The 22,652-nt window shown below is 41.1% G+C and carries 22 protein-coding genes and 1 riboswitch; of the genes, 10 read left to right on the forward strand and 12 right to left on the reverse strand.

What is annotated here, in order from left to right; genetic code table 11:
• Positions 1-129 precede the first annotated feature (129 nt).
• The gene (locus O2Q26_RS07270; RefSeq protein WP_289215260.1) at positions 130-891 is read left to right on the forward strand and encodes an ion transporter; all 762 of its coding nucleotides are present in this window, start codon (positions 130-132) and stop codon (positions 889-891) included.
• A gap of 108 nt (positions 892-999) precedes the next feature.
• On the forward strand, positions 1,000-1,620 hold the full coding sequence (locus O2Q26_RS07275; protein WP_289215261.1) for a YpjP family protein: 621 nt from the start codon (positions 1,000-1,002) through the stop codon (positions 1,618-1,620).
• Between the two features lie 71 nt (positions 1,621-1,691).
• Here O2Q26_RS07275 and O2Q26_RS07280 read toward each other — a convergent pair whose 3' ends face one another.
• The 9 genes from O2Q26_RS07280 to dppA all read right to left on the reverse strand — a co-directional run bounded on the left by O2Q26_RS07280 (position 1,692) and on the right by dppA (position 11,366).
• Entirely contained in the window at positions 1,692-2,708 is a 1,017-nt protein-coding gene (locus O2Q26_RS07280; protein WP_289215262.1) for an ABC transporter ATP-binding protein, read from the reverse strand.
• Positions 2,709-2,710: 2 nt separating this feature from the next.
• Positions 2,711-3,652 (reverse strand): C40 family peptidase, encoded by a 942-nt coding sequence (locus tag O2Q26_RS07285; RefSeq protein ID WP_289215263.1) that lies wholly within the window; start codon positions 3,650-3,652, stop codon positions 2,711-2,713.
• Between the two features lie 23 nt (positions 3,653-3,675).
• Positions 3,676-4,770 carry a dipeptide epimerase gene (locus tag O2Q26_RS07290; protein ID WP_289215264.1) on the reverse strand — a complete coding sequence of 365 codons (1,095 nt, stop codon included), beginning with the start codon at positions 4,768-4,770 and terminating at the stop codon, positions 3,676-3,678.
• 21 nt (positions 4,771-4,791) lie between these two features.
• Positions 4,792-5,712, reverse strand: a complete 921-nt coding sequence (locus tag O2Q26_RS07295) for a S66 peptidase family protein (protein ID WP_289215265.1) — start codon at positions 5,710-5,712, stop codon at positions 4,792-4,794.
• Between the two features lie 257 nt (positions 5,713-5,969).
• The gene (locus O2Q26_RS07300) at positions 5,970-7,601 is read right to left on the reverse strand and encodes a peptide ABC transporter substrate-binding protein (RefSeq protein ID WP_289215266.1); all 1,632 of its coding nucleotides are present in this window, start codon (positions 7,599-7,601) and stop codon (positions 5,970-5,972) included.
• A gap of 40 nt (positions 7,602-7,641) precedes the next feature.
• Positions 7,642-8,637, reverse strand: coding sequence for an ABC transporter ATP-binding protein (locus O2Q26_RS07305; protein ID WP_289215267.1), 996 nt, complete (start codon positions 8,635-8,637; stop codon positions 7,642-7,644).
• A 4-nt stretch (positions 8,638-8,641) separates the two neighbouring features.
• Positions 8,642-9,595 carry an ABC transporter permease gene (locus O2Q26_RS07310; RefSeq protein ID WP_289215268.1) on the reverse strand — a complete coding sequence of 318 codons (954 nt, stop codon included), beginning with the start codon at positions 9,593-9,595 and terminating at the stop codon, positions 8,642-8,644.
• Between the two features lie 2 nt (positions 9,596-9,597).
• A complete protein-coding gene (locus O2Q26_RS07315; RefSeq protein WP_289215269.1) occupies positions 9,598-10,530 on the reverse strand; it encodes an ABC transporter permease in 933 nt (310 codons plus the stop codon).
• A gap of 11 nt (positions 10,531-10,541) precedes the next feature.
• The gene (gene dppA, locus O2Q26_RS07320; protein ID WP_289215270.1) at positions 10,542-11,366 is read right to left on the reverse strand and encodes a D-aminopeptidase DppA; all 825 of its coding nucleotides are present in this window, start codon (positions 11,364-11,366) and stop codon (positions 10,542-10,544) included.
• A 347-nt stretch (positions 11,367-11,713) separates the two neighbouring features.
• Here dppA and O2Q26_RS07325 point away from each other — a divergent pair, with 347 nt between their 5' ends.
• Entirely contained in the window at positions 11,714-12,406 is a 693-nt protein-coding gene (locus O2Q26_RS07325; protein ID WP_289215271.1) for a phosphatase PAP2 family protein, read from the forward strand.
• 24 nt (positions 12,407-12,430) lie between these two features.
• Positions 12,431-12,598, forward strand: coding sequence for a YqaE/Pmp3 family membrane protein (locus O2Q26_RS07330; RefSeq protein ID WP_253934251.1), 168 nt, complete (start codon positions 12,431-12,433; stop codon positions 12,596-12,598).
• Positions 12,599-12,624: 26 nt separating this feature from the next.
• Here the strand turns inward: O2Q26_RS07330 and queE are convergent, their stop codons facing one another.
• Genes queE through queC form a run of 3 tightly spaced genes read right to left on the reverse strand, consistent with a single transcriptional unit; the run spans position 12,625 to position 14,478 of the window.
• Positions 12,625-13,353, reverse strand: coding sequence for a 7-carboxy-7-deazaguanine synthase QueE (gene queE, locus O2Q26_RS07335; RefSeq protein ID WP_289215272.1), 729 nt, complete (start codon positions 13,351-13,353; stop codon positions 12,625-12,627).
• Complete coding sequence (gene queD, locus O2Q26_RS07340) at positions 13,346-13,813, reverse strand: 6-carboxytetrahydropterin synthase QueD (RefSeq protein ID WP_289215273.1); 468 nt, start codon at positions 13,811-13,813, stop codon at positions 13,346-13,348. Before queD ends, queE begins: the two co-directional genes overlap by 8 nt.
• Positions 13,813-14,478: a 7-cyano-7-deazaguanine synthase QueC gene (gene queC / locus O2Q26_RS07345; RefSeq protein ID WP_289215274.1), complete on the reverse strand. Its 666-nt coding sequence runs from the start codon at positions 14,476-14,478 to the stop codon at positions 13,813-13,815. Before queC ends, queD begins: the two co-directional genes overlap by 1 nt.
• An 85-nt stretch (positions 14,479-14,563) precedes the next feature.
• Positions 14,564-14,608, reverse strand: a riboswitch (PreQ1 riboswitch).
• Between the two features lie 182 nt (positions 14,609-14,790).
• Here queC and O2Q26_RS07350 point away from each other — a divergent pair.
• The 6 genes from O2Q26_RS07350 to O2Q26_RS07375 all read left to right on the forward strand — a co-directional run bounded on the left by O2Q26_RS07350 (position 14,791) and on the right by O2Q26_RS07375 (position 22,639).
• Positions 14,791-15,186 (forward strand): DUF4870 domain-containing protein, encoded by a 396-nt coding sequence (locus O2Q26_RS07350; protein ID WP_352232220.1) that lies wholly within the window; start codon positions 14,791-14,793, stop codon positions 15,184-15,186.
• 199 nt (positions 15,187-15,385) lie between these two features.
• Positions 15,386-16,339 carry an LPXTG cell wall anchor domain-containing protein gene (locus O2Q26_RS07355; protein ID WP_289215275.1) on the forward strand — a complete coding sequence of 318 codons (954 nt, stop codon included), beginning with the start codon at positions 15,386-15,388 and terminating at the stop codon, positions 16,337-16,339.
• A gap of 1,180 nt (positions 16,340-17,519) precedes the next feature.
• Positions 17,520-18,110, forward strand: coding sequence for a GNAT family N-acetyltransferase (locus O2Q26_RS07360; protein ID WP_289215276.1), 591 nt, complete (start codon positions 17,520-17,522; stop codon positions 18,108-18,110).
• A 164-nt stretch (positions 18,111-18,274) separates the two neighbouring features.
• Positions 18,275-19,135, forward strand: coding sequence for an AraC family transcriptional regulator (locus tag O2Q26_RS07365; RefSeq protein ID WP_289215277.1), 861 nt, complete (start codon positions 18,275-18,277; stop codon positions 19,133-19,135).
• Between the two features lie 157 nt (positions 19,136-19,292).
• Positions 19,293-20,513, forward strand: coding sequence for a hemolysin family protein (locus tag O2Q26_RS07370; RefSeq protein ID WP_289215278.1), 1,221 nt, complete (start codon positions 19,293-19,295; stop codon positions 20,511-20,513).
• A gap of 1,046 nt (positions 20,514-21,559) precedes the next feature.
• Complete coding sequence (locus O2Q26_RS07375) at positions 21,560-22,639, forward strand: FUSC family protein (protein ID WP_289215279.1); 1,080 nt, start codon at positions 21,560-21,562, stop codon at positions 22,637-22,639.
• Positions 22,640-22,652: the final 13 nt, after the last annotated feature.

Raw genomic sequence — 22,652 nt, forward strand, 5'->3', positions numbered from 1 at the left:
ATGGGTTGGGTCTTTATTAAAGTAAGTAATAACTATGAATATATTATATATGATAATAGTAGAATTAAAATGTTCTGGAAAAATTGAGAAGTCATTGAATAGTTGTGGATAGAAAGAGGGGGTAAGTTAGTGAAGCTGAAGAAGTTTGTGGAACACCCGTTATTTACGAGATTTATTCTCGCGGTTATTTTAATAAACGCTGTGCAAATCGGATTTGGAACAGACGTTTCAATATATGAACGTTACGAATCTTTATTCATAGGATTGGATTTACTGATCCTGGCAATTTTCACGGTTGAAATTGTTCTGAAGTTAATCGTTTATCGAAAGCAATTTTTTAAAGATGGCTGGAACGTATTTGATTTTGTGATTGTATTTGGGAGTATCGTATTGTATAACACCCATTTGGTTGGCGTCTTAAGGATTCTTCGAGTGCTTCGAGTACTTAGGACGATATCGGTCGTACCTTCTTTACGAAGACTGACGGCTGCATTATTTATGGCAATTCCAGCGATTGGATCAGTCACAATTCTTATGGGAATCATTTTCTATGTATATGCAGTTATCGGTACGAGCTTCTTTGGTGAAATTACTCCAGAATATTTCGGGAACATTGGTTTAAGTGCGTTGACTTTATTCCAAGTATTTACACTGGAAAGCTGGGCGAGCGGAGTATTTCGCCCGATTTTTGCTGAAGTTGTATGGTCATGGCTCTATTTTGTTTCCTTCATTATCGTTTCGACGTTTATAATTTTAAACTTGATTGTCGGTGAAATTGTAAACAATGCTCAGAAACTTTCCGAGCATTCAGAGCAGGAGAGTGAAGATACAAGAAAAATAATGAATGAGCTGAATGAATTGAAACGAATGATCAAAAAGGAAAATGAATAAAAGATAAAAAGCGGAATAACTCCCGCTTTTTATTTTTGGTGAGGATATGGACTTCTCGCCACAAAATGGTAGAATTTAAGTAGAGTATTGAAGAAGGAGTCCAATTCTATGAATCTGTGGATAAGAAAAGTATTTGTTGTCTTAATTACAATTATGACACTGGGCATTTATATACCACCTGCTTACGCAGAGATGGAAACGGCTGAAAATAAAGAAGTCGCTTCAAAAGATCATGCTGATCACGTAGATTTAGAAAACGATGATGCTCACAAAACAGACGTGGTTGATGAGGAAGTTTCACCTTTCGAAGAACCGGTTTTCTCTACTGAATACTATGTACATACGATAACAGAACAGGCGAAAGGCCAAATGGTTACCAAAATGGGCCCGAAAATCATAGATAAAGTTGAAGCAGATTTTGAAAGAGACATCCTCCCTAAGGTGGAAGAAGTTATAGCGGATATCATCTCCGAGGCGGGGGAGGAGGATGTTCCCTATTATGAAGTGACAGAGGAACTGACTCCGGGGTATGGTGAAAAGATCTTTACAGTATTGGACGGGCGTACAAAAGAAGAAATTGCTCGTTTTGATGTGAGGCGCGATATTCGGCCGGGAGAAGGGTATTGGTTCAATTTTCATTATCATCTGAATGAGGACAGCTTTGAAGAACATCATAGCATTGGAGAAATTTACTGGGATAAAAACACACCTCCTAAGTGGATGTCATAGTTTCATAAAACTTGCTTTACTCATAATAAAATCCCCCGGTTTCGTCAATTTGACGGAGCGGGGGATGTTTACTATTTCGTGAGTAAGTCAGGCTGTTTTTTAATCGGCGTCTTATCCTCAATATCGTCATTATACAAGTGGCAGGCTACAAAGTGATTATGATCTACTTCCTGCCATACAGGCTTGATTTCGGAGCAGGCTTTCATTGCCATTGGACAGCGAGTCCTGAACACGCATCCGCTCGGCGGGTCAATCGGACTTGGAATTTCGCCTTCGATGATAACCTGTTCACGGCTGTCCTCGATATCCGGATCAGGAATTGGGATCGCTGATAAAAGAGCCTGAGTGTAAGGGTGGAGCGGTTTATCGTAGAGCTCTTCACTGCTTGTAAGTTCGACCATATGCCCTAAATACATGACTCCAATACGATCGGAAATATGCTGTACCATAGAGAGGTCATGGGCAATAAATAGATAGGTCAGACCCTTTTCTTCCTGAAGCCTTTCTAATAGATTAACCACCTGGGCTTGTACGGAGACGTCCAGAGCGGAAATAGGTTCATCGGCGATAATCAAATCCGGGTCAAGTGCAAGTGCCCTTGCGATACCGATTCGCTGCCGCTGGCCGCCGCTGAATTCGTGGGGGTAGCGGTTGGCGTGATCACGGTTCAGTCCGACTTCTTCAAGAAGTTCATACACTCTAGCCATACGTTCTTTTTCTGATTTGTAGAGTTTGTGGACGACCATAGGTTCAGAGATAATATCTGCTACAGTGGATCTTGGGTTCAAAGAAGCATAGGGATCCTGAAAAATCATTTGCAGCTGTCTTTTTAACTGAAAGTCTTCCTTTTCTGAAAGTTGATGGACATCCTTATCATTGAATAGGACCTGGCCCTCAGTCCTGCTATACAGGTTCATAATCGTTCGACCTGTCGTAGATTTACCGCACCCTGATTCTCCCACGAGTCCGAAAGTTTCGCCTTTGTAGATGTCAAAACTAACTCCGTCTACTGCTTTTAGCGTTTTGCCTTTTCCTAGATTAAAATGCTTTTTCAAGTTACGGACTTGCAGAGTTTTTTCTTCTTTCATCACTATTCCTCCGTATCTCTCCAGTAGCGTCTTGCGCTGCATAGCTCACGGCCGTATATGGTTCCATTCAATTTGATAATTTCAATGGTTTTTCCGGTTTTAGGGGAATGAATCATTTTTCCATCTCCATAGTAAATACCTACGTGATGTATGCTGCCTTGCCCTTCATCATGGGCAAAAAACAATAAATCACCTGGCTCAATTTCTTCTAGATTTACTTCTATACCTGATAGTGCCTGGTCTGTGGCATCGCGTGGTATTTCATAGCCGTTCGCTTTATGCATATTGTAGGCAAATCCTGAACAGTCGTAGCCGTAAGAACTCATGCCGCCCCAGAAGTAGGGTAAATCAACGAACTTCTCACCTTCTTTTAAAATAGCGGCTCCGTCGCCTTTTGGAATATGTTCTTTAGAGGGGTAAAGCGAAACATCTAGTTCTAACACATATCCTGTACCATGAGGAGTCCGTACTTTGATGAATTGGCCTTCCTCTGCCAGGGCAGGAAGCGACGTTAAATAACTGATATCAAACATTGGTTCTCCCTGATCGTCTAATAAAAGAGTCGTGTTTTTATTGACGACCGCGACCCCTTGCCCGATCCATTCATGCTCAGGAACTTCTTTCAGCTGATTAATTGGAACGTACCCAGGATAACCGCGGTCATCCTTTTTGGAAGGTTGAGTAGGAATGACGACGCTTGCCCATTTTCCTTCAACGTAATCCACGATCACTTCTTCACCGTAAAGAAGCTGGGATTGTATTAAATTATTATCGCTTAAAGCTAAACTTGATTCGTATGTTAGACTGTCGAGCCAATCTTTAATTTTTGTTGGATTTGAAATTCCCGGCAAATCAATGGAACGTGGAGCTTCATGTGAAGTCCATACGGTAGCGACCGGAACTTGGACTACCCATGTCGTTCTTGTTGCTTCTGCTTGAGTCATGATTGATTTCCTCCTTTTTAATGTTACGAAAGCATTTGTTCTATATCTATTCCTTTAATCCCTAAACCCGGTTCACTACCAAAAGTCATATTACGTCCATTATATTGAACGCCTCCATGTAACGGGTCTTTCGAAAGCATGAGAGGCGCGTCGAAGTCGAATCTCGTAATATTTTTTTGACTGGCTGCAAAATGAGCGGCCGCTGTTATTCCAAGCTTTGTTTCTATCATACTTCCTACCATGCACGGTATTCCGTACGCTTCTGCAAGCTTGTTAATTTTCAAAGCTTCATGAATACCACCGGCCTTCATAAGCTTGATGTTGATCAGGTCGGCACATTTATTCTCTAACACTCTTTTTGCATCTTGTGGAGTAAAGACACTTTCATCAGCCATAATTGGAGTAGACGTATGATCTGTCACTTGTTTTAAGGCGTCGATGTCATAAGCTGCGACCGGCTGCTCTACGAGTTCGATATTCAATGCCAGCTGCTCCATTTTTCGAATAGCATGAATAGCCTCTTTAGACGACCATCCCTGGTTGGCATCCAATCGAATCGTAGGAGCAGCTCCTATTTTCTCACGGATGGCAGTAATTCGCTGAATGTCTTTTTCGATGTCATCTTTTCCTACCTTAACCTTCAAAACATTGAAACCGTTCTTGATGTATTGCTCAGCGTCAATAGCCATTTGCTCGGCATCATTTACACTGACTGTATAATCGGTTTCCAGCTCATTGCGGTATCCCCCTAAAAATTGAAAGAGGGGGAGGCTGCATTTTTGAGATAAACAATCATATAAAGCCATGTCAACAGCTGCTTTTGCACTAGTATTTCCAACCGCTGAACGATGAAGGCTTTCAAACAATTTTTCTCTTTCAAATAGTGTCTTCCCCAAAATAGAGGGTTTTAAAATACTTTCCACCATATATTTGATACTCGCAGAGCTTTCCCCAGTAATGACATGAGTAGGAGGAGCTTCTCCCCATCCGACGGTTCCATCTGTACAAGTCACTTTGACGTATAGAGACTCAGCAACGGTGACCGTTCTGAGGGCTGTTTTAAAAGGGGTGTGTAATGGGACGGTGACAGGGTATGTATCAATCGATTGAATCATCATAGTCGTTCATCCTTTCCTGACTTACGAAACTCCTGGCTGAATCACCAACGTTTTTGAGAAACTTGATAATCTGGCTTTCGTCCCTAAAGGGATGGCGAAATGAGGGAGGCAGTGGCCGATTTTGAAGCCTGAAACAACTGGTTTTTCTAAATGTGCCAGGTAATGATGGAGGACTTGCTCCAGGCTCAGCGACTCATTCCGTTTTTTGGGCTGCGAATCTTTGAAATCTCCGATAATGATCCCTGCAGCATCTTCGAGTTTCCCTGATAACTGCAGCTGACTTAAGAAAGAGTCAATGCGGTAAGGTTCTTCTCCAATATCTTCTATAAACAGCAATTTATTTTTCGTATTCAATTCATAATCAGATCCTATGGAATTGACGAGCAGCGAAAGGTTACCGCCAACCACTCTACCTTCTGATTCACCTTCTGAAATGACGTGAAGCGGTGATATGTCCTGTGTGTAGTTTAAGGTTACAGGCTGGAAAAGTTGATGAAACATGGATTTTGAAAAGTCGTCGAAATCATCTTTTCCTATATCAGAACTAAGCATAGGACCGTGAAAGGTGACAAGTCCTGTTTTTTGGCGGATCGCTGTATGTAAGTATGTAATATCACTATACCCCCAGAAAATTTTGGGGTGATTTTTGATTAACTTGTAATCTATAGAGTCAGCAATTCTTCCTGTTCCATAGCCTCCGCCTGCGCAAATAATCGCATCCACATCGCGATCTGCAAACATCATATGTAAATCGTTTAACCTCTGTTCATCAGTACCAGCTAAATATCCATAAGTACAGGAAACATGGGGAGCGATCTTCACGTGTAAACCCAGTTCATTTAAAAAGGGGATCGCTCGCTGTAAATGATTTAAATCTGGAGGACTTGCGGGTGCTATTACTCCTACAGTCTGCCCTGGTTGTAATCGGTTAGGATAAATCATGTTTTGTACTTCCTTTCTTATAAGCAATGGTAAGCTTTGATACGGTTCTTAAGAGAGTTATGTAATGATATGATATGAGAGTTCGAACTTCCGTTACTTGGCAAAGCAAGATAAGTTTCGGCGAACACCCGTGGAAAGCGAAAGGTCTTACCTGCCGCTCTATCGAAAGCAGACGGGCCGCCATCTTCCATAACTACAGGCAGCTTATAAAAAGAAGGGAAACCCATACAGTTGTATGGGTTCTCTTCTCTAAATGCTTATTCTTTCGTAGCCCACTTCAGTTCTAGATAGCCGACGGGATGTCGAACGATACCATCCACGTTATCCTTTTGTAAGAACACTTGATTGTAGAAATGAATCGGGAAGATCGGCATTTCTTCGAATAAGATTTGTTCAGCTTCGTACATATGCTGGAAACGCTGTTCTTCATCTGTCTCTTCTTTGGCTTGAGCGATCAGATTGTCATATTCTTCATTAGCCCAACCTGTACGGTTCATACTTGAGTCAGTCGTAAAGCTTTCTAAAAAGTTGATCGGGTCAGCATAATCAGCCAGGAAGGAGCTGCGGGAAAATTGGTGCTCGAGCGCTTTTTGATCTTCAAGGAAAACATTCCATTCCGTGTTTTCTAAAGTAACATCTACGCCCAAGTTTTTACTGTACATTTCTTGCATGGTTTCAGCGATGCTCTTATTGGTATCATCAGTGTTGTAGGATAGGGTAACTTCTGGAAGTTCATCGTATCCTTCTTCCTCCATACCTTCCTCCAGCAGTTGTTTAGCTTCTTCAGCGTCATATTGAACAAGGGCACCACTTTCTTCACGGAAATCATTGCCGTTGGCATCTTTGAATCCTGGTGACACAAAGCCTCTTGCTGGTTCTTCACCCATTTTAGTTACATAGCTTACGATATCTTCTTGGTTGACAGCTAATGCGAATGCTTTACGGATTTTTTCATTTTGGAACGGTTCTTCTTCTACATTAAAGCGATAGAACTGGGTTCCTGCCTGATCTTCGATGGTCACTTCATCACTTTCCAGCAATTCGTCTGCTAAATCTGATGGGATTTCAGAGTTATCAAGATCGCCACTGTCATATAATTGATACTCTGTATTTGAATCATCGACCATAGCAAAATGCACTTCTTCTAATTGTACGGTCTCTGCATCCCAGTATTCCTCATTTTTTTCTAACACCATTTCGTTATCATGTTCCCATTCTGTAAGAGAAAACGGACCGTTTCCTACGAAGCTCTCAGCTTCAGTGAACCATTCTTCATTATCTTCCGCCACTTCTTTATTGATAGGGAAGAAGGCTGGGTTTGATATGATGTTCAAAAAGTAGTTTGTCGGAGCGGTAAGAGTGACGTGCAATTCTTTGTCATTTACAGCCTCAACCATGACTTCATCAGCGGACCCCTCTCCGTTGTTGAAATCTTCTCCACCTTCAATGAAATAACCGAGGAAGGCAGCAGCGGAAGCTGTTTCAGGGTCTAGAAGCCTTTTCCATGCAAATTCAAAGTCTTCTGCAGTAACATCGTCTCCGTTCGACCACTTGGCATCCTCCCTTATGGTGAACGTATATTCCGTTCCATCTTCTGAAACTTCGATGTTTTCTGCAGTAGCTTCTTCAGGCTCATGCTCCTGACTTAATCGGGTCATCCCTTCCATCAAGTTGTTCAATACGTTCCATGAAGCAGCATCAAACCCGATGGGAGGATCCAGTGAGGTAGGCTCTGCTCCATTATTCATGCGAAGAACAGAAGAGTCTTCACTTGTGGATTCCTCTCCATCTTCGCTGCCTCCTTCTTCACCAGCATTTTCATCAGCTGTACAAGCTGCAAGAACAGCTACTAGCAAAATTCCTAGTAATACGGTTAACCACTTTTTCATTTCTCTTTACCCCTTCCATCACGTACTGAAGATATTTTGATTAAGATGAAGCTATATATTTTTTAGCCCTTTCATCCTGGAGCCAGCACTCAACCGCGTGGGTTTGACTCAGCTCTGTTTGAAAGGGATAAATACGGGAACACACTTCCATTGCTTTTGGACATCTGGCTGTAAACGGACACCCCTCTGGAGGAGCAAATAAATCTGGGGGAGTACCATCGATAGGTATAAGCCTTTCGCCTTTTTGATCGAGGCGGGGGACTGAATTCAGCAGTCCTTGAGTATAGGGATGATTAGGATGGTAAAATATTTCCTGACGCGTGCCGGTTTCAATGACTTTTCCTGCATACATGACAGCTATTCGATTCGCCACCTTCGCCACGATTCCTAAATCATGAGTGATAAGGATAATGGACACGCCGGTTTCGCGCTGGATTTTCTGGAACAATTGCAAAATTTGAGCTTGAATCGTGACATCGAGTGCTGTAGTCGGTTCATCTGCGATCAATAACTCAGGTTCGCAAATCAGTGCCATAGCAATGACAATTCGCTGTCTCATTCCACCACTGAATTGGTGAGGATACTGCTTCATCCTCTCATCAGGGTTAGGAATGCCGACAAGCTTCAACATGTCGATCGCATGATGATTGGCTTGCTTTGCCGAAATTTTGCGGTGCTGTTTTATTCCCTCAGTCAACTGGTCGCCGATTGTGAGGGTAGGATTCAAGGCAGTCATAGGATCCTGGAAAATCATCGATATATCAACGCCTCGGATTTTCCTGACCTCTTTGTTGGAAAGCTTCGTCATATCTTTTCCTTTAAAGTGGATGGAGCCATGTTTAATCTTGCCTGGGGGTGAAGGGATGAGCTTCATGATGCTGTTAGCTGTTACACTCTTTCCACAACCTGATTCACCCACGATGGCAAGAGTCTCCCCTTTATACAATTCCAAATTCACTCCGCGGACAGCTTGTACCTCCCCTCCATAAGTTACGAAGGAAACATGGAGGTCTTTAATATCGAGAATTTTATCCATTCAATTATCTCCTTAATTTAGGGTCTAGTGCGTCTTGGAGTCCGTCACCTAACACATTGAAAGCAAACATAGTAGCTGATATGAAAAAAGCAGGGAAGAATAAACGCCACCAATGTCCAGATAATATGGTTCCTAAAGCATCGTTTGCCATCACTCCCCAACTTGCGAACGGGGATTGTATACCAAGTCCTAGAAAGCTGAGAAACGCTTCAGCGAAGATGGCAGTCGGCACAGTAAGTGTCATCTGGACAATGATTGGTCCCATCGTATTAGGGAGCAAGTTTTTACGAATGATCCTCTTTGTTTTGGCTCCAAAAGATTGAGAAGCAAGTACGAATTCATTGTGTTTGATTTGAAGTACCTGCCCTCTCACTATTCTTGCCATTCCTACCCAGCCAGTTACTGTTAACGCAATAATGATCGTAAGCAGGCTCGGCCCCATGACAACCAAAAGTAAGATGACGACTAGTAAGTAAGGAAGCCCATATAAGATTTCGATAATCCGCATCATTACATTATCAGTGCGGCCGCCTTTGTAACCTGAAATTCCTCCGTATGTAACTCCGATGAAGAAGTCTATGAAGGCTGCCATCAATCCGACGAATAAGGAAATGCGGGCTCCATACCAAGTCCGCGTGAAAACATCTCGTCCAAGATCGTCAGTGCCGAACCAGTGAGTCACTGAAGGAGATTGGTTTTGATTAGAAAGTACTTGCTCAGATACAGAATGTGGAGATAAAATCGGGCCGAATACGGCCATTATTCCCAGGAATACAAGAAAGAAAAAGCCGGACATGGCTAATTTGTTCTTCTTTAATCTTCTCCAGGCATCTTGCCAGTAAGAGAGAGAGGGGCGAACCACACTTTCAGCCTGTTGTTCATCTTTTTCTTTCGGTTTAAACCATTCATCAGGAACCTCGTGGTGGTGAGTCTCTTTTTCTCGAGCAGCAGGAAGCATGGTTATCCACCTCCTTCATCGTGTAATTTGATTCTAGGATCCAGCAGCCCGTAAGCGATGTCCACGAGAAATAACATAAAAACTAGAAATGCACTGTAAAATACGGTTGTTCCCATGATCACTGGATAATCACGCTGGTTAATGCTGTCAACGAAATACTTACCCATTCCAGGAATTGCAAAGATTTTTTCGATAACGAATGTGCCTGTGAGAATACCTGCCATCAGCGTTCCTAAAATTGTTACAACTGGCATCAGAGCATTCCTCAGTGCATGCTTAATGATTACTTTAACCGGAGAAAGACCTTTAGCACGTGCGGTTTTAATGTAATCCTGGGTCAATGTTTCCAGCATGCTCGAACGGGTGAGACGGGCAATGATTGCCATAGGGCCCGTCGCAAGTGCGAGAATGGGAAGAACCATATGAGCAGGAGAGCTCCACGTAGCCGCAGGGAAAAAGTCTCGATTTACGGCAAGCTCTTGAATCAGCAGAGTAGCAAGGACGAAGTTAGGAACTGATATCCCTAGGACAGCGACTGTCATGGCGATATAGTCGATGAGACCGTTATGTTTAAGGGCAGCGAATACTCCTAAGGCAATACCCGAGATGACAGCCGTAAGTATCGTCCAAATGCCCAACTCTGCTGAAATAGGAAATCCTCTGCTCAATAAGGAATTCACTGTTTCCGTCGGTTGTTTAATTGAAGGACCAAAATCCAATGTCGCAATAGATTTAAGATAAAGTACGTATTGGACAATCAGCGGTTCGTCTAGATTGAAGTGAGCTTCTAAGTTTTGCTGAACAGCTTCGTTCGTCGAGCGCTCTTCATTCAAAGGTGAACCGGGCAGTAAGTTCATGAGAAAAAAAGTAAGAGTGGCGATAATTAAAACAGTGATCACCATTAAAGCGAAACGCTTTATTATGTATTTTGCCATTCGTTCTCCCCCTAGTTGAATGTGGTGCGCATCGCAAGTTCAGTCATGACAAGCATTGCTTGGTACGCTTCTAAAATATCTTTAGCTTTGAAAGCTACGGTAGTAGAGTTTGGTTCTATTTTAGTTCCAGGCATGAGGCTTGCCCACTCGGCTTGTCCGTAGTTAGCAAACTCTATCCGTAGAGTTGGGGAAGCAGGAGGCGTCAAAGGTTCAGCACTGCTCAGGTTATGTATTGCTTTCTCAGTTTTATTTTGTAAAAGTACGCCGGCCTTTTTTGGAGTCAAGGTCTTAACAGCGGATCTGGAAATTGATTCTTTCACTACCGCAGTCACTATGTTTGGAATGAGCTGTTCAGCCTCATCGGCCACACGGTCATCTCCTGCTACCATTAAAATAGGAACTTCGTAGTAACCGGCGAGATAAGCATTCAATCCCAGTTCTCCAACCGCCACATCATTTATGTAAAAGTTCCGTACGCCGAAGGTCATCGAATGGGACATAACTCCAGGCTGAGCGGCCCGAGCATGATAACCGAGAAAAATAGCCCCGTCACAGGAGGAGTCAAGTCCCTGCACCATCGAAAGTGGCTTGACATCTCCGGTAATCAGCTGAGCATCTGGGTAAAGGTCCTCAACGAGCAAATTGTTCATTTTTGAATGACTATCATTGACGAGTATTTCACTTGCTTGATTAGCGATGGCTGATTCGATGACATAGTTGACTTCATCGGTCATCAACTTTCGTCCTCGCTCGTAATTATGTTTAGAAGAGTCGACATAAGTGGCATCAGGTAATCCCGTAATCCCCTCCATATCAACCGATACGTAAAGCTTCATATACTGTCCTCCTTTTATTTGTGTGTAAAATTAGTAATTTTCTAATAATTTTATCAACATTTTACAAAAAAGGCAATGAAAATTGAGACAATATAACGTGAAAACACTTTCACTATTAAAATTTATTTTCATATGTTCGTTCCTTTCATAAACCTCATTTATTAAATAAAAAATAACCAAACCTATCTTCAAGATAAGGGAGCTATCGAAAAGCCAATACTGAGATTTAACAGAGCAAATTTTAATCTCGTTTTAGAAAGATGGAATTGGGGAATAGAATTTTAGTCAAAAGCTTAAGCTAGAAGTATATTGGCTCTAGCTTGTTTAATAGGTGAGGAGGCCTGAATGTGCTATTTTCAGGGACAAGAACTTCGGACCTCTCAAAGACTTCTATTTTCATCATTGTGTTTGGCCTTCTAATCTTAGGCGGCGGGGCTTATGGTTTTACTGAAATCGGGGATGAGGTTCTAGAACAAGAAAAGTTCGCAGTTGATGCCGCAGCAGTTGATATAGTTGGAAATGCTGATGGTACTTGGATCGACACGGCAATGGGCTGGGTAACGGAAGCAGGATCCGTTACTGTGATTACGATATTATCTGTAATCATGATCATAAGTTTATTATTTTTCATTCCTTATAGTAAATGGGTTGCCGTTTACTTAGCGGTAAGTATGATTGGAATTAGTCTGTTGACGTCTGGGTTAAAAAGTCTTTTCGGCAGGGACCGTCCTGAGCTGCTCGAGCAATATGATGGAACAGGATACAGCTTTCCGAGTGGACATACAACGGGGTCTACTGTGTTTTACGGTTTTATGATTTATTTGATAGTTGTTAGTCCTTTAAGCAAACCAGTTAAGTGGCTGGTCAATATTTTGTTATTCCTAATGATTTTAGCGGTTTCACTGAGCCGGGTATTTTTGAATGTCCATTATCTGACGGATATCCTCGGTGGGCTGGCGTTAGGTTTCTCGTGGCTGCTTGTGTGTATTGCTGCTTTAGAGATTATGCTTTGGAGAGGACGCAGGAAAAAAATAACTTGATGAGGTGTAAAGGAGAGGAAACAAATGCTTTATATTGTAGCAATATTTCTACCACCGATTGCCGTTTTATTTACGGGACAATTCACGAAAGCGCTGCTTAATTTATTGCTTACTATGATCTTTTTCGTACCAGGAGCTATACATGCAGCAGTGGTTGTCAAAGACCACTATGACAAACAAAAAGCTCATTAGGCCACAGCCTAATGAGCTTTTTTTGTCTATACTCCTCTTTTATTTCCCCACAAAAGGGCATGGACCTGTGGGAGAACTCTTACGTGGTTAAGGGCAGTCGATTCCATAACCTTGTCAATCAGCCACTCATATTTAGAAAGAAGGTCAGAGGCCAGACGGTCAGGCTCCACTTCTTCTAAATCATCATTTCCAACCTGCAAGAAAAAAGGTACTTCAGGATATCGCGCATGGACGTATTCCGCATATTGAAGGTCTTCATCGTTAAATATGACGACTTTAATACTCGTATGAGCAAGACGACCATTGTTTTTCTGCTTTATTATAATATCGTCGAGGATTTTCCAGTTTGTCTGCATTTTAGAACTGGGCGGCTTAGGTGAAATCGTTAAATCATCGATATCTGTAAACCACTCCTGCCAGCGGCTTCCTTGAGTTTCAAGGGCTATTTGAATGTTCTGCTCATGAAGTAGTGCAATCAATTCATGAAGGGGCTTCAATAATGCTGGGTTCCCGCCGGAAATCGTCACGTGGTCAAATTTTTGACCGCCTACTTCACGAAGTTCATTCATGATTTCTTCAGCAGTCATTCTGCGGACTTCTTCTTTGGCGCTCCCGTCCCATGTAAAAGCAGAATCACACCAAGAGCAACTGTAGTCGCAGCCGGCAGTTCTGACAAACATCGTTTTTCTACCAACTACCATTCCTTCTCCTTGAATTGTAGGCCCGAATATTTCGAGAACAGGAAATTTATTCATTTTCCATCCACTCCCGTCTTACTTCGGCATAACTCGTAGGTGTTTCATAAAGCTTAACGAATTCCACGCGATAATCATCACGCTCTCCTAGTAAAGCTTCCTGCATTTTTTCATAAATCCATACGACCATATTTTCTGCCGTTGTATTCATATGCGGCAAAGTATCATTAAGATAACGATGATCGAGGTGAATCTCTATTTGATCTTTCCAAATGCGCTTTACGTCTCCAAAATCAATGACAAGTCCGATTTCATCGGTATAGCCGCTTATTCCGAAAATCACTTTATAGGTATGACCGTGAAGATTTTTACATTTCCCCTCATAACAATGGAGGTGGTGGGCGGCATCGAACGTAAACTCTTTACTGATCATTACACGTTTATTATGGTACTTCAGTTCGTGTTTTTGGATGTCTTCATTTATTTTTTGAAGGTTTTCTACGATTGTAAAACCGAACATCATGAATTCACCCCGGCTTTTTGGCCAATATACGCTTCAAGGCCGTTTCGACGGAGTGTACAAGCCGGGCATTCACCGCAGCCATCGCCGCGCACCCCGTTATAGCATGTAAGCGTCTTTTCACGTACATATTCAAAAGCGTTTAACTGATCAGCCAGTTCCCAAGTTTGTGCTTTATCAAGCCACATTAACGGTGTATGAACGACAAATTGATCATCCATAGATAAATTCAAAGTTACATTCATCGATTTTATAAAAATATCACGGCAGTCTGGATAGCCGCTGAAGTCGGTTTCGCATACGCCTGTAATGACGTGTTTAGCTCCTACTTGTTTGGCAAGTATTGTGGCAAAAGATAAAAATAGAAGGTTTCTTCCTGGTACGAAAGTAGAAGGGAGTCCGCCATCTTCTCCGTCTTTCACTTCGATTTCATCACGAGTTAACGCATTAGGTGCTAGTTGACTGAGAAGTGACATATCAAGCACATGGTGCTTAACTTTCAATTCGTCTGCAATTTCTTTTGCGACTTGTATTTCCTGATTGTGACGCTGATTATAATCAAAAGTTACAGCCTCGACCTCATCATAATGTTCAAGAGCCCAGAAGAGACATGTAGTACTATCCTGACCTCCGCTGAAAACGACAACTGCTTTATTTTTTTCCATAAAAAAATTCCCCTTTCAAAATTGAAAAAGAGAATCCCAGTAACCCAAAAAACATAATATACCGTACCTTATAATAGGTGCAGTACCATTCTTAGTTTTTTATAGAGGGTGTAGCTAGAACCTCTCCTGCTGAATGGCAGACTTTATAAAATTGAACAAAATATATTATAACATACTATTTATGAATGTCTGAAAAAATCCGGTTTCTAGACTGATACACTTAGTAAGAAAAAGATCAAGATAGATTGACGTAACAAGTCTTAATTTGTATAATTAATTTACAGAATAGTTTGAATATTAAATGAAGGAGGAATGGACACTGTGGTGGAAGGACCTAGAAAAACAATGCCTCCAAGTCCTGGGATGAAGAAATCGTCCACTGGTTTAGACGAGAATGTTGGTGGTCTTCTTGCTTATATTTTGGGGTTCATCACAGGAATTATTTTTTTGGTCATCGAAAAGGAAAACGAAAAGATTCGGTTTCATGCCATGCAGTCCACGATTACCTTTGGAGCACTTTTTGTTATAAGTCTAATAGTAAACTTCATTCCCATTATTGGTATTTTAATCAGCATGATCCTTGCTCCTCTTTCTATTGTTTTATGGATTATTTTGATGGTGAAGGCTTATCAAGGAGAACGTTATCATTTACCTATAGCAGGGAAAATGGCGGAAGATCAATTAAGAAAAATGACTGATAAAGTATGAGTGCGGGTACCATCCGCACTTTTTTTATGGAAAATTATATAAAAATATAAGAAAAATGTTTTATATTGTAAAAAATAGGATAGTAGTAAAGTAGCAAGGCAAGAAGCAGTCGTTTACGTCGATCTATCAGCTCTGATATACATAAAATACGTAGAGTCATTTACTTGTACCTTGCAAAAAAATGTCAAGGAGTGTTTGGATGTTCAAAAAAGTAGTCCCCTTCTCTTTAGCCTTTTTATTTGCAGCCACTGCACCGCTTCAGGTTTCTGCAGAAGATACGAGTCCTGCAGAAGTTCTGAAAAAATCGAATGAAGCCATGTTGGAGCTTGATAGTTACTCCAGCGTGACAAAAATGGAGCAAACAATGACGGTTGCGGGAGAAGAAGTTATGTTTATGACAGAAGCAGAACAAGATATCACCCTGGATCCGTTTGCGATGCATCAAACTTCCACTACTTCAGGAATGGGACAAGAAGATGTAACGTTGGAATCCTACTGGACAGAGGATGGTTTCTTCCAGGAAGATCCTGAGCAAGGATGGATTAAAATGCCGGAGGAACTATCAGAAAGTATGGATGAAATGATAGGAATGGCCATGGCTGGGGATCAAGTAGCTCAAGCAGAAGAATTGGCTGAGGATATGAGTGTTGAAGATAAAGAGGATAGCTATCTATTAACCTTTGATGGCGATGGAGAAGATCTAATGGAGGCATCCATGGGTATGATGGAGTCTAACATGTCTGGTGAACAAGGTTCCATGATGGAAGAGATGATGAACCAAATCACTATAAATGAAGTCAGCTATGAAATGACCATAGACAAAGAGTCCCACTACATGACACATCTTATGATGGACATGGATATGGAAATGGAAATGGAAGGCGAAAGCTCAACCACTTCTCAGTCTATGGACATGACGATTGACAACTTTAATGGTGTGGACACCATTACTGTACCTGAGGACATTGTAAATGGAGCCACTCCTCTAGAAGATAATATGATGGAAGAAGAAATGCCTGAAGAAGAAATGTCAGAAGAAGGTGGAGAACTTCCTGACACAGCGACCAATCAGCCGATGATAATACTTGCCGGATTGTCTTTAGCTGGTCTCGGTGGATTTCTAGTTTTCAGACGTCGTCCACAGCACCAATAGTTTGTTCTTGGAAGAAACGCACATAAAGTTAAGCAGCTTCGTTTCTGTGGAGAGCTTGTGAAATAACTTATTAAATAGCAGACCAATCATATATGATTTGGTCTGCTATTTGCTATGTTGTTTTTTATAGACTAAGTAGTGCAGCGATCTTAAACAAACTGGCAGGATAGTAGAAGACTTGAATTCGAGATAGTCTGGGTCCTTAGTGAGAGTCAGGGTTAGTTGGGAAGCTACTCGCTTTCCTGTGGGATCTTTGCTGTTCCGTCATCATGATGAGTGGAAGGTGGTTTTAGGAATGGACTTGCTTTCCGTGGGAGTGCGGTGAGCTTCCTCAGGCTGTCGCCTTCCGGGATCTCACCTATCACTCTCATCCCACAGGAGTCTCGCCCATTCCTAAAACCACCTAACTTAAATTAAGAGACGGAACTAAGAAATGAGAAGCAAAAAAACTCTTGTACCAACGTTTCCCAATCAAACCCGTGTATTCGAGGTTCGACGCTTAGCGGTTTAACGAGACTTCCTTCACTTCTGAACGATAAGTCAACATCGACTCCCTCCGTTCTTCGTGTTTCCTTTACCTCCGGCAGCTCAAAGTATCGTCGATGCTATTCCACTTTATAAAAATGTAATGAACTTCCTTTTATTGAATATAAGGAGTGCTTCTAAAAATTAATCATCTGCGCAGTTCCACCTAAAAAGGAGCTTTATTTCACTTAAAGTACTGTTCCGATGTTTCCGTGATCCTAACAAACGCAAGTAGGTCCGGGAAATTGCGAGACTCCTATGGGAGAACAGTACAGGGTGAGATCCCGGAGGGCGTAAGCCTGAGGAAGCTCACCGTACGCCCATGGAAAGCGAGTGATTTCCCGGACCTTCATGGTCTATTCTTAGTAACGAAAACTTCCTGAACATCTCAAAACTGAGTATTTCACAAAAGGGAGCTTTAGTGGAACGGTTGCTACTTATATTATTATTTATGGTGTTAAACATATTTTGTTTTAGTGTGAATGAAGTTGTTTTTTATCATTTTATTTATAGTTTTTATACTAGCACTCATATCTATAGAAGGAACTTATCCAAAATTATAGAATTAGATGTAAAGAACGTAAAGTATAGATTTATTCGAGCAAGAGAGAAAAATAGAATCATAGAAAATTAAAAGATAAGGAGCTCCTTACATATGAACCCGATACTTATTGACGTACCCGAAGAATTTGAAACGGAACGATTATTTATTAGAATTCCTCGACCAGGCGATGGAAAAGCAGTTTACCAGGCTATGCGTGCCTCTAAGAAAGAACTTCTTCCCTGGATGCCCTTTGCCCAAAAGGAGCAGACCGAAGAAGAAACAGAAATAAATATAAGAGAAGCTCATATTCGATTTTTACAGCGTGATGATTTAAGGATGCTTGCCTTTTTAAAAGAGACGGGTGAGTTGGTTTGTTCTACAGGATTGCATCGCATGGACTGGGATGTACCCAAATTCGAAATTGGGTATTGGACAGATACTCGCTTTAGTGGAAATGGTTATACTACTGAAGTGGTGGAAGGGCTTGCAAATTTTGCTTTTAATAAACTGAGCGCAAAGCGCGTAGAAGTCAGGTGTGACGCTAAAAATATAAGAAGTTTAGCGATTCCAGAAAGACTAGGGTTTAAGATGGAAGGAACCTTAAGAAATGACGATGTATCTGTAGATGGAAGTGAGCTCAGAGATACATTGATTTACGCTTCTACCACTCCTGTAAAAATGAAAACCTTTAATGAAAACTAAGTTAAACGTGGTTAACAATTTTTCATAAGAAAGTTAATCAAAGAAATTTAACAGGTCCTAAGTGTAAAGAAGTGAGAAAGATAAAATACCTGTCTCATCTAAGCACAAATTGACCAGAAGGTAAGCAGTTTACCTGCTACTATGAAGGTAAGGGAGTGAACAACATGACGTGGGTGGAATCTTTACAAAAAGCGATTGATTATATGGAAGAGCATTTGTTGGAGAATATCTCATTGGCTGACATTGCGAAGCAATCGAATATTTCACTGTACCATTTCCAGCGGGCTTTTACTTTGCTGACAGACATGTCCGTCGGTGAATATTTAAGAAGGAGGCGATTGACACTTGCCGCCCACGATTTATCAAAAAACAACAATAAAGTTATCGATATTGCGTCCAAATATGGTTATGAAACTCCTGAGGCATTCTCCAAAGCTTTCCGAAGACAACACGGAATTTCTCCAAAGGAAGCACGAACATACGAAGGGAAGCTGAAATCTTATAATCGTCTGGCTATTCAGATCAATCTGAAAGGGGCTGAACCTATGCAATACAAAATCGTGGATAAAGAAGAGTTTCAAGTGACAGGGATTAAAGAAAGTTTTTCGATGATGAATGAAGAGAATCTCGAAGGAATACCGAAGATGTGGCGGAAAGTAAATACTGACGGCACAAGCGACAAACTTTTCGATTTGAACAATGGAGCAGTTAAAGGTCTGCTTGGTGTAATTGTCACTGAAAGTGGAAAAGAAGCAAAAAGTATGGACTATTGGATTGCCGCAGCTCATAAGGGTGAACCTGAAGATGATTTAGAATCATTAAAGATCCCAGCTTCAACGTGGGCCATATTTGAAGTTCATGGCGCCATGCCTGATGCTATGCAGAAAGTTTGGAAGAAGATTTATGGTGAATGGTTTCCATCGAGTGGTTATGAGAATGCGTCGTCCCCTTCAATGGAAGTATATTCAGAGGGCGATGCATATCAATCAAATTATTATTCGGAAATTTGGATACCTGTTAAGTGAATTTTTTAAACAAATAACACGTTCCGTTCACAGGAACGTGTTATTTGTTTAAAATTTTATCAATGGGCATCCTTTTTCCTTTTTTGTTTATTATAAATAACTTATAGTGTATACATATATGAAATTGGGTTTGCATATTTGAAGGAGGAAATCGCTTGTGATCATTGCGATCATTTTATTATTATTTGTTTCATTTTTCTTTTCTGGGAGTGAAACCGCACTAACAGCCACTAACAAAATGAGGCTGCAGTCAAAAGCAAATAACAACGATAAAAAGGCAAAAAAACTCCTGGACTTAGTATCAAAGCCAGGAGAATTCATCACGACTATACTTATCGCGAACAATATCTCCAATATCCTGCTCCCGACTTTAGTTACAACTTTGGCTATACAGTATGGGTTTAGTGTTGGTCTTGCTTCGGCGATTCTGACAATTATCATCATTATATTCTCAGAGGTTATTCCTAAGTCTGTAGCGGCGGCATTTCCTGATAGAATAGCGTTGATTGTGTATCCGGTAATCAGATTTTTTGTCATTATTTTCAAACCGGTAACCATTTTGCTTAACTGGCTGACAGGTAATATTACGAAAGCTCTTTCCAAAGGTGAATACCAGGATGTGTCTATTTCCAAAGAAGAGCTTCGGACAATGGTGGATATTGCGGACTCAGAAGGAATGTTTAATGAAGCAGAATCCTTTAGAATAAAGGGTGTACTTGACTTTTACAATTTAAATGTGAAGGATGTATTGAAAACTCCTAGAGTTGATGTCGTAGCACTCCACATCGGTTCTACCTTTGAGGAAGTCAGGGACATCGTGATTCAACATCCATTTACAAGGTATCCTATTTATAACGAAGATATTGATGATATAGGCGCAGTGTTCCATTCGAAATATTTACTTTCCTGGTCTACCGAACCAAATAAACCCTTCGAAGAATTCTGTGACAAAGATCCATTAATTGTTTACGAATTTCATTCCATCGAATGGGTATTCCGTAAAATGACAAAAGAAAAAAAACATTTGGCTATTGTTTTAGATGAATACGGTGGGACAGAAGGAATTTTATCACATGAAGATGTTATCGAATCTATGATTGGTCTTGAAATTGAGGATGAAATGGATTCAGAGAGCGATACGTTGATTGAGAAGCATACAGAAAATGAAATTATTTGTGATGGAAAAATAACGTTGCGTCGTTTAAATTCTCTGTTTGATAGTAAAATCCCAGAAGAAGAAGATGTGCTTGCTGGTTATCTGTTAAAAGAATGCAATGATTTCCCTGAAAAAGGAGAAGTAATTGAGAGATTGAACTTGAAATTTAAAGTGTTGGCCCTCGAAGGCCGAATGATTAGGAAAGTCCAAATTATTAAGTGATGAATAATTTATGATGCAGGGGAACTTATAAGGTGCCCCTGCATTTTTTGTGTAATTATAACTTACACTCCCTCTTATCTTTTCCGTTACTATGAATAGAGGTAGAAGGTCCGGGAAATCACTCGCTTTCCATGTGCGCACGGTGAGCTTCCTCGGGCTAAAGCCCTCCGGGATCTCACCCTGTACTGTTCTCTCATCTCTTACACGTAAATTAGTCTAGAGTCGTAAACGAGTTCATAAATCTTATGGGGGACGATCCAACTCCAGCGCTTAGAGGCTACTGAGACTTCCTTCACTTCTGTACGATAAGTCAACATCGAATCACTCCGTTCTTCGTGTTTCCTTTATCTCCTCCAGCTCAGTCCAGTCCATACGCCGCTGAACGAAGCGCTTCCGCTTTTACAAAAGGAGTCTCGCAATTTCCCGGACCTTCTTGCCTTTGTGAGGATAACGTAAACATTTTATGCGGTGCTTCACATAAAAAGCAACTGCTTTTGAGTGATAACCAACGACCCTTTAGTTTGCGAGGATGCTTGAAACTACCTTAAAGTGCAGGAAGTTTTAAAACTAAATGTTATAACCACAGCACTGGAGTTTAATGCTCCCAATATTGCATAAGAAGTTTCTGTTTCAAGCGATTTCGAGAAGCACATCTATAGTGAGGGGCGGGCGGGAAAGTTAGTACAAGAGCGTTTCTGCTTCTCATTTTCTTAGTTCCGTCCTGTAATATAAGGTAGGTGATTATAGGAATGGGAGAGACTCCTGTGGGAAGAGAGTGATTGGTGAGATCCTGGAAGGCGGAAGCCTGAGGAAGCTCACTGCACTCCCACGGAAAGCGAGCCATTCCCGGCCGCCCTAACCCACTCCCCCAAGGTCTCGAAACCAAATCTTCCACTATCCTGCCATTTAGTTGAATAACCCTTTTCGATAAATGGTGATCTAGATAAATTACAGTCCATAGTTATGATACAATTTTAAGTAAGAATTAGATTTTCAGTTCATGTAGATTCAATAGACATGAAAACAGCTATTTGGAAGTGATTAAGGTGTCAAAATTACGCGATCTATTAAAGAGTTCTAAACTATTAGGAGGCCGAACTCTCAAAACTGGAGTTTCTGTCTTTTTGACTGCACTTATATGCGGTTTTTTTAATTTACCAGTAGTATTTGCAGTGATAACAGCTATTGTAACCATTGAACATACAGCTGCAGACTCTATAAAAAAAGCAGCTGTCAGGTTTCCAGCTTCCGCAATTGGTGCGCTTCTTGCCACGACTTGCTATGCGGTATTTGGTAAAAGTGCTGTCACCTTTGCATTAGCCGCTATGCTCACCATTGCGATCTGCCATAAATTAAAATTGGATGATGGTATACTTGTGGCGACAATTACAGCTACTGCAATGATTCCTGATTTTCAAGATCAATATGTCTTATCATTTTTGACTAGGCTCGGCACCACATCAATTGGAATTGTCGTCTCTACAGTAGTCAACTATTTCTTGTTACCACCTAATTACTCGCCCCGGATATTCCAAAGTATCAATGACTTATATCATCATGCGGCACAATTGCTTGAGCGCATTATTAGGGAGGATGGAGGTGCGCCGAATGAAAAGTCGAGGAAGATTGGACGATCCTATCGGCAGCTGACAGGTCACTTGGAAAAGACATATCAACTCTCTCAATATCAGAGAGATGAATGGAAGTATCATAGGCATACGAAAGAAGAAATGCGTTCTTTCCAATTCGCCCAAAGGAAACTCGGTGCTTTACAGCAAATTGTTTATCATTTAGGTAATCTCCAATATGTTCAGGCCAAAGTTTCGGAATTCGATCAACAGGAGAGTCAGCTTATTAAAGAAGTCACTTTTTCATATGTAGACATCTTAAAGGATCCTCTTCACCACATGAACGAAGAACACTTCAACAAAGTAAAACGGCTGGACCGATTATTTTGGCAATGGAAAGAAGAACATGTAGAGCAAGATCATCGTTACAGACAGCATCTTCCTCCACAAACTATTTTAATCTATGAACTGCTTAGTTTTCATGATGTCCTTGAAGAATTGGCTCAAATGTGTAAAGCACAGAAGCAAATTGTTGATCGGTGCTACATTAGGGAATAGTTGAAATTCATAT

It is taken from the genome of Halobacillus campisalis (genome assembly GCF_030345335.1).
Classification (GTDB): Bacteria; Bacillota; Bacilli; order Bacillales; family Halobacillaceae; genus Halobacillus_A; species Halobacillus_A campisalis.

Coding starts and splice junctions, on each gene's coding strand:
- O2Q26_RS07275 (WP_289215261.1), top strand. CDS start 1,000: ATGAATCTGTGGATAAGAAAAGTATTTGTTGTCTTAATTACAATTATG.
- O2Q26_RS07280 (WP_289215262.1), bottom strand. CDS start 2,708: ATGAAAGAAGAAAAAACTCTGCAAGTCCGTAACTTGAAAAAGCATTTT.
- O2Q26_RS07285 (WP_289215263.1), bottom strand. CDS start 3,652: ATGACTCAAGCAGAAGCAACAAGAACGACATGGGTAGTCCAAGTTCCG.
- O2Q26_RS07290 (WP_289215264.1), bottom strand. CDS start 4,770: ATGATGATTCAATCGATTGATACATACCCTGTCACCGTCCCATTACAC.
- O2Q26_RS07295 (WP_289215265.1), bottom strand. CDS start 5,712: ATGATTTATCCTAACCGATTACAACCAGGGCAGACTGTAGGAGTAATA.
- O2Q26_RS07300 (WP_289215266.1), bottom strand. CDS start 7,601: ATGAAAAAGTGGTTAACCGTATTACTAGGAATTTTGCTAGTAGCTGTT.
- O2Q26_RS07305 (WP_289215267.1), bottom strand. CDS start 8,637: ATGGATAAAATTCTCGATATTAAAGACCTCCATGTTTCCTTCGTAACT.
- O2Q26_RS07310 (WP_289215268.1), bottom strand. CDS start 9,595: ATGCTTCCTGCTGCTCGAGAAAAAGAGACTCACCACCACGAGGTTCCT.
- O2Q26_RS07315 (WP_289215269.1), bottom strand. CDS start 10,530: ATGGCAAAATACATAATAAAGCGTTTCGCTTTAATGGTGATCACTGTT.
- dppA (WP_289215270.1), bottom strand. CDS start 11,366: ATGAAGCTTTACGTATCGGTTGATATGGAGGGGATTACGGGATTACCT.
- O2Q26_RS07330 (WP_253934251.1), top strand. CDS start 12,431: ATGCTTTATATTGTAGCAATATTTCTACCACCGATTGCCGTTTTATTT.
- queE (WP_289215272.1), bottom strand. CDS start 13,353: ATGAATAAATTTCCTGTTCTCGAAATATTCGGGCCTACAATTCAAGGA.
- queD (WP_289215273.1), bottom strand. CDS start 13,813: ATGTTCGGTTTTACAATCGTAGAAAACCTTCAAAAAATAAATGAAGAC.
- queC (WP_289215274.1), bottom strand. CDS start 14,478: ATGGAAAAAAATAAAGCAGTTGTCGTTTTCAGCGGAGGTCAGGATAGT.
- O2Q26_RS07350 (WP_352232220.1), top strand. CDS start 14,791: ATGGACACTGTGGTGGAAGGACCTAGAAAAACAATGCCTCCAAGTCCT.
- O2Q26_RS07355 (WP_289215275.1), top strand. CDS start 15,386: ATGTTCAAAAAAGTAGTCCCCTTCTCTTTAGCCTTTTTATTTGCAGCC.
- O2Q26_RS07360 (WP_289215276.1), top strand. CDS start 17,520: ATGAACCCGATACTTATTGACGTACCCGAAGAATTTGAAACGGAACGA.
- O2Q26_RS07365 (WP_289215277.1), top strand. CDS start 18,275: ATGACGTGGGTGGAATCTTTACAAAAAGCGATTGATTATATGGAAGAG.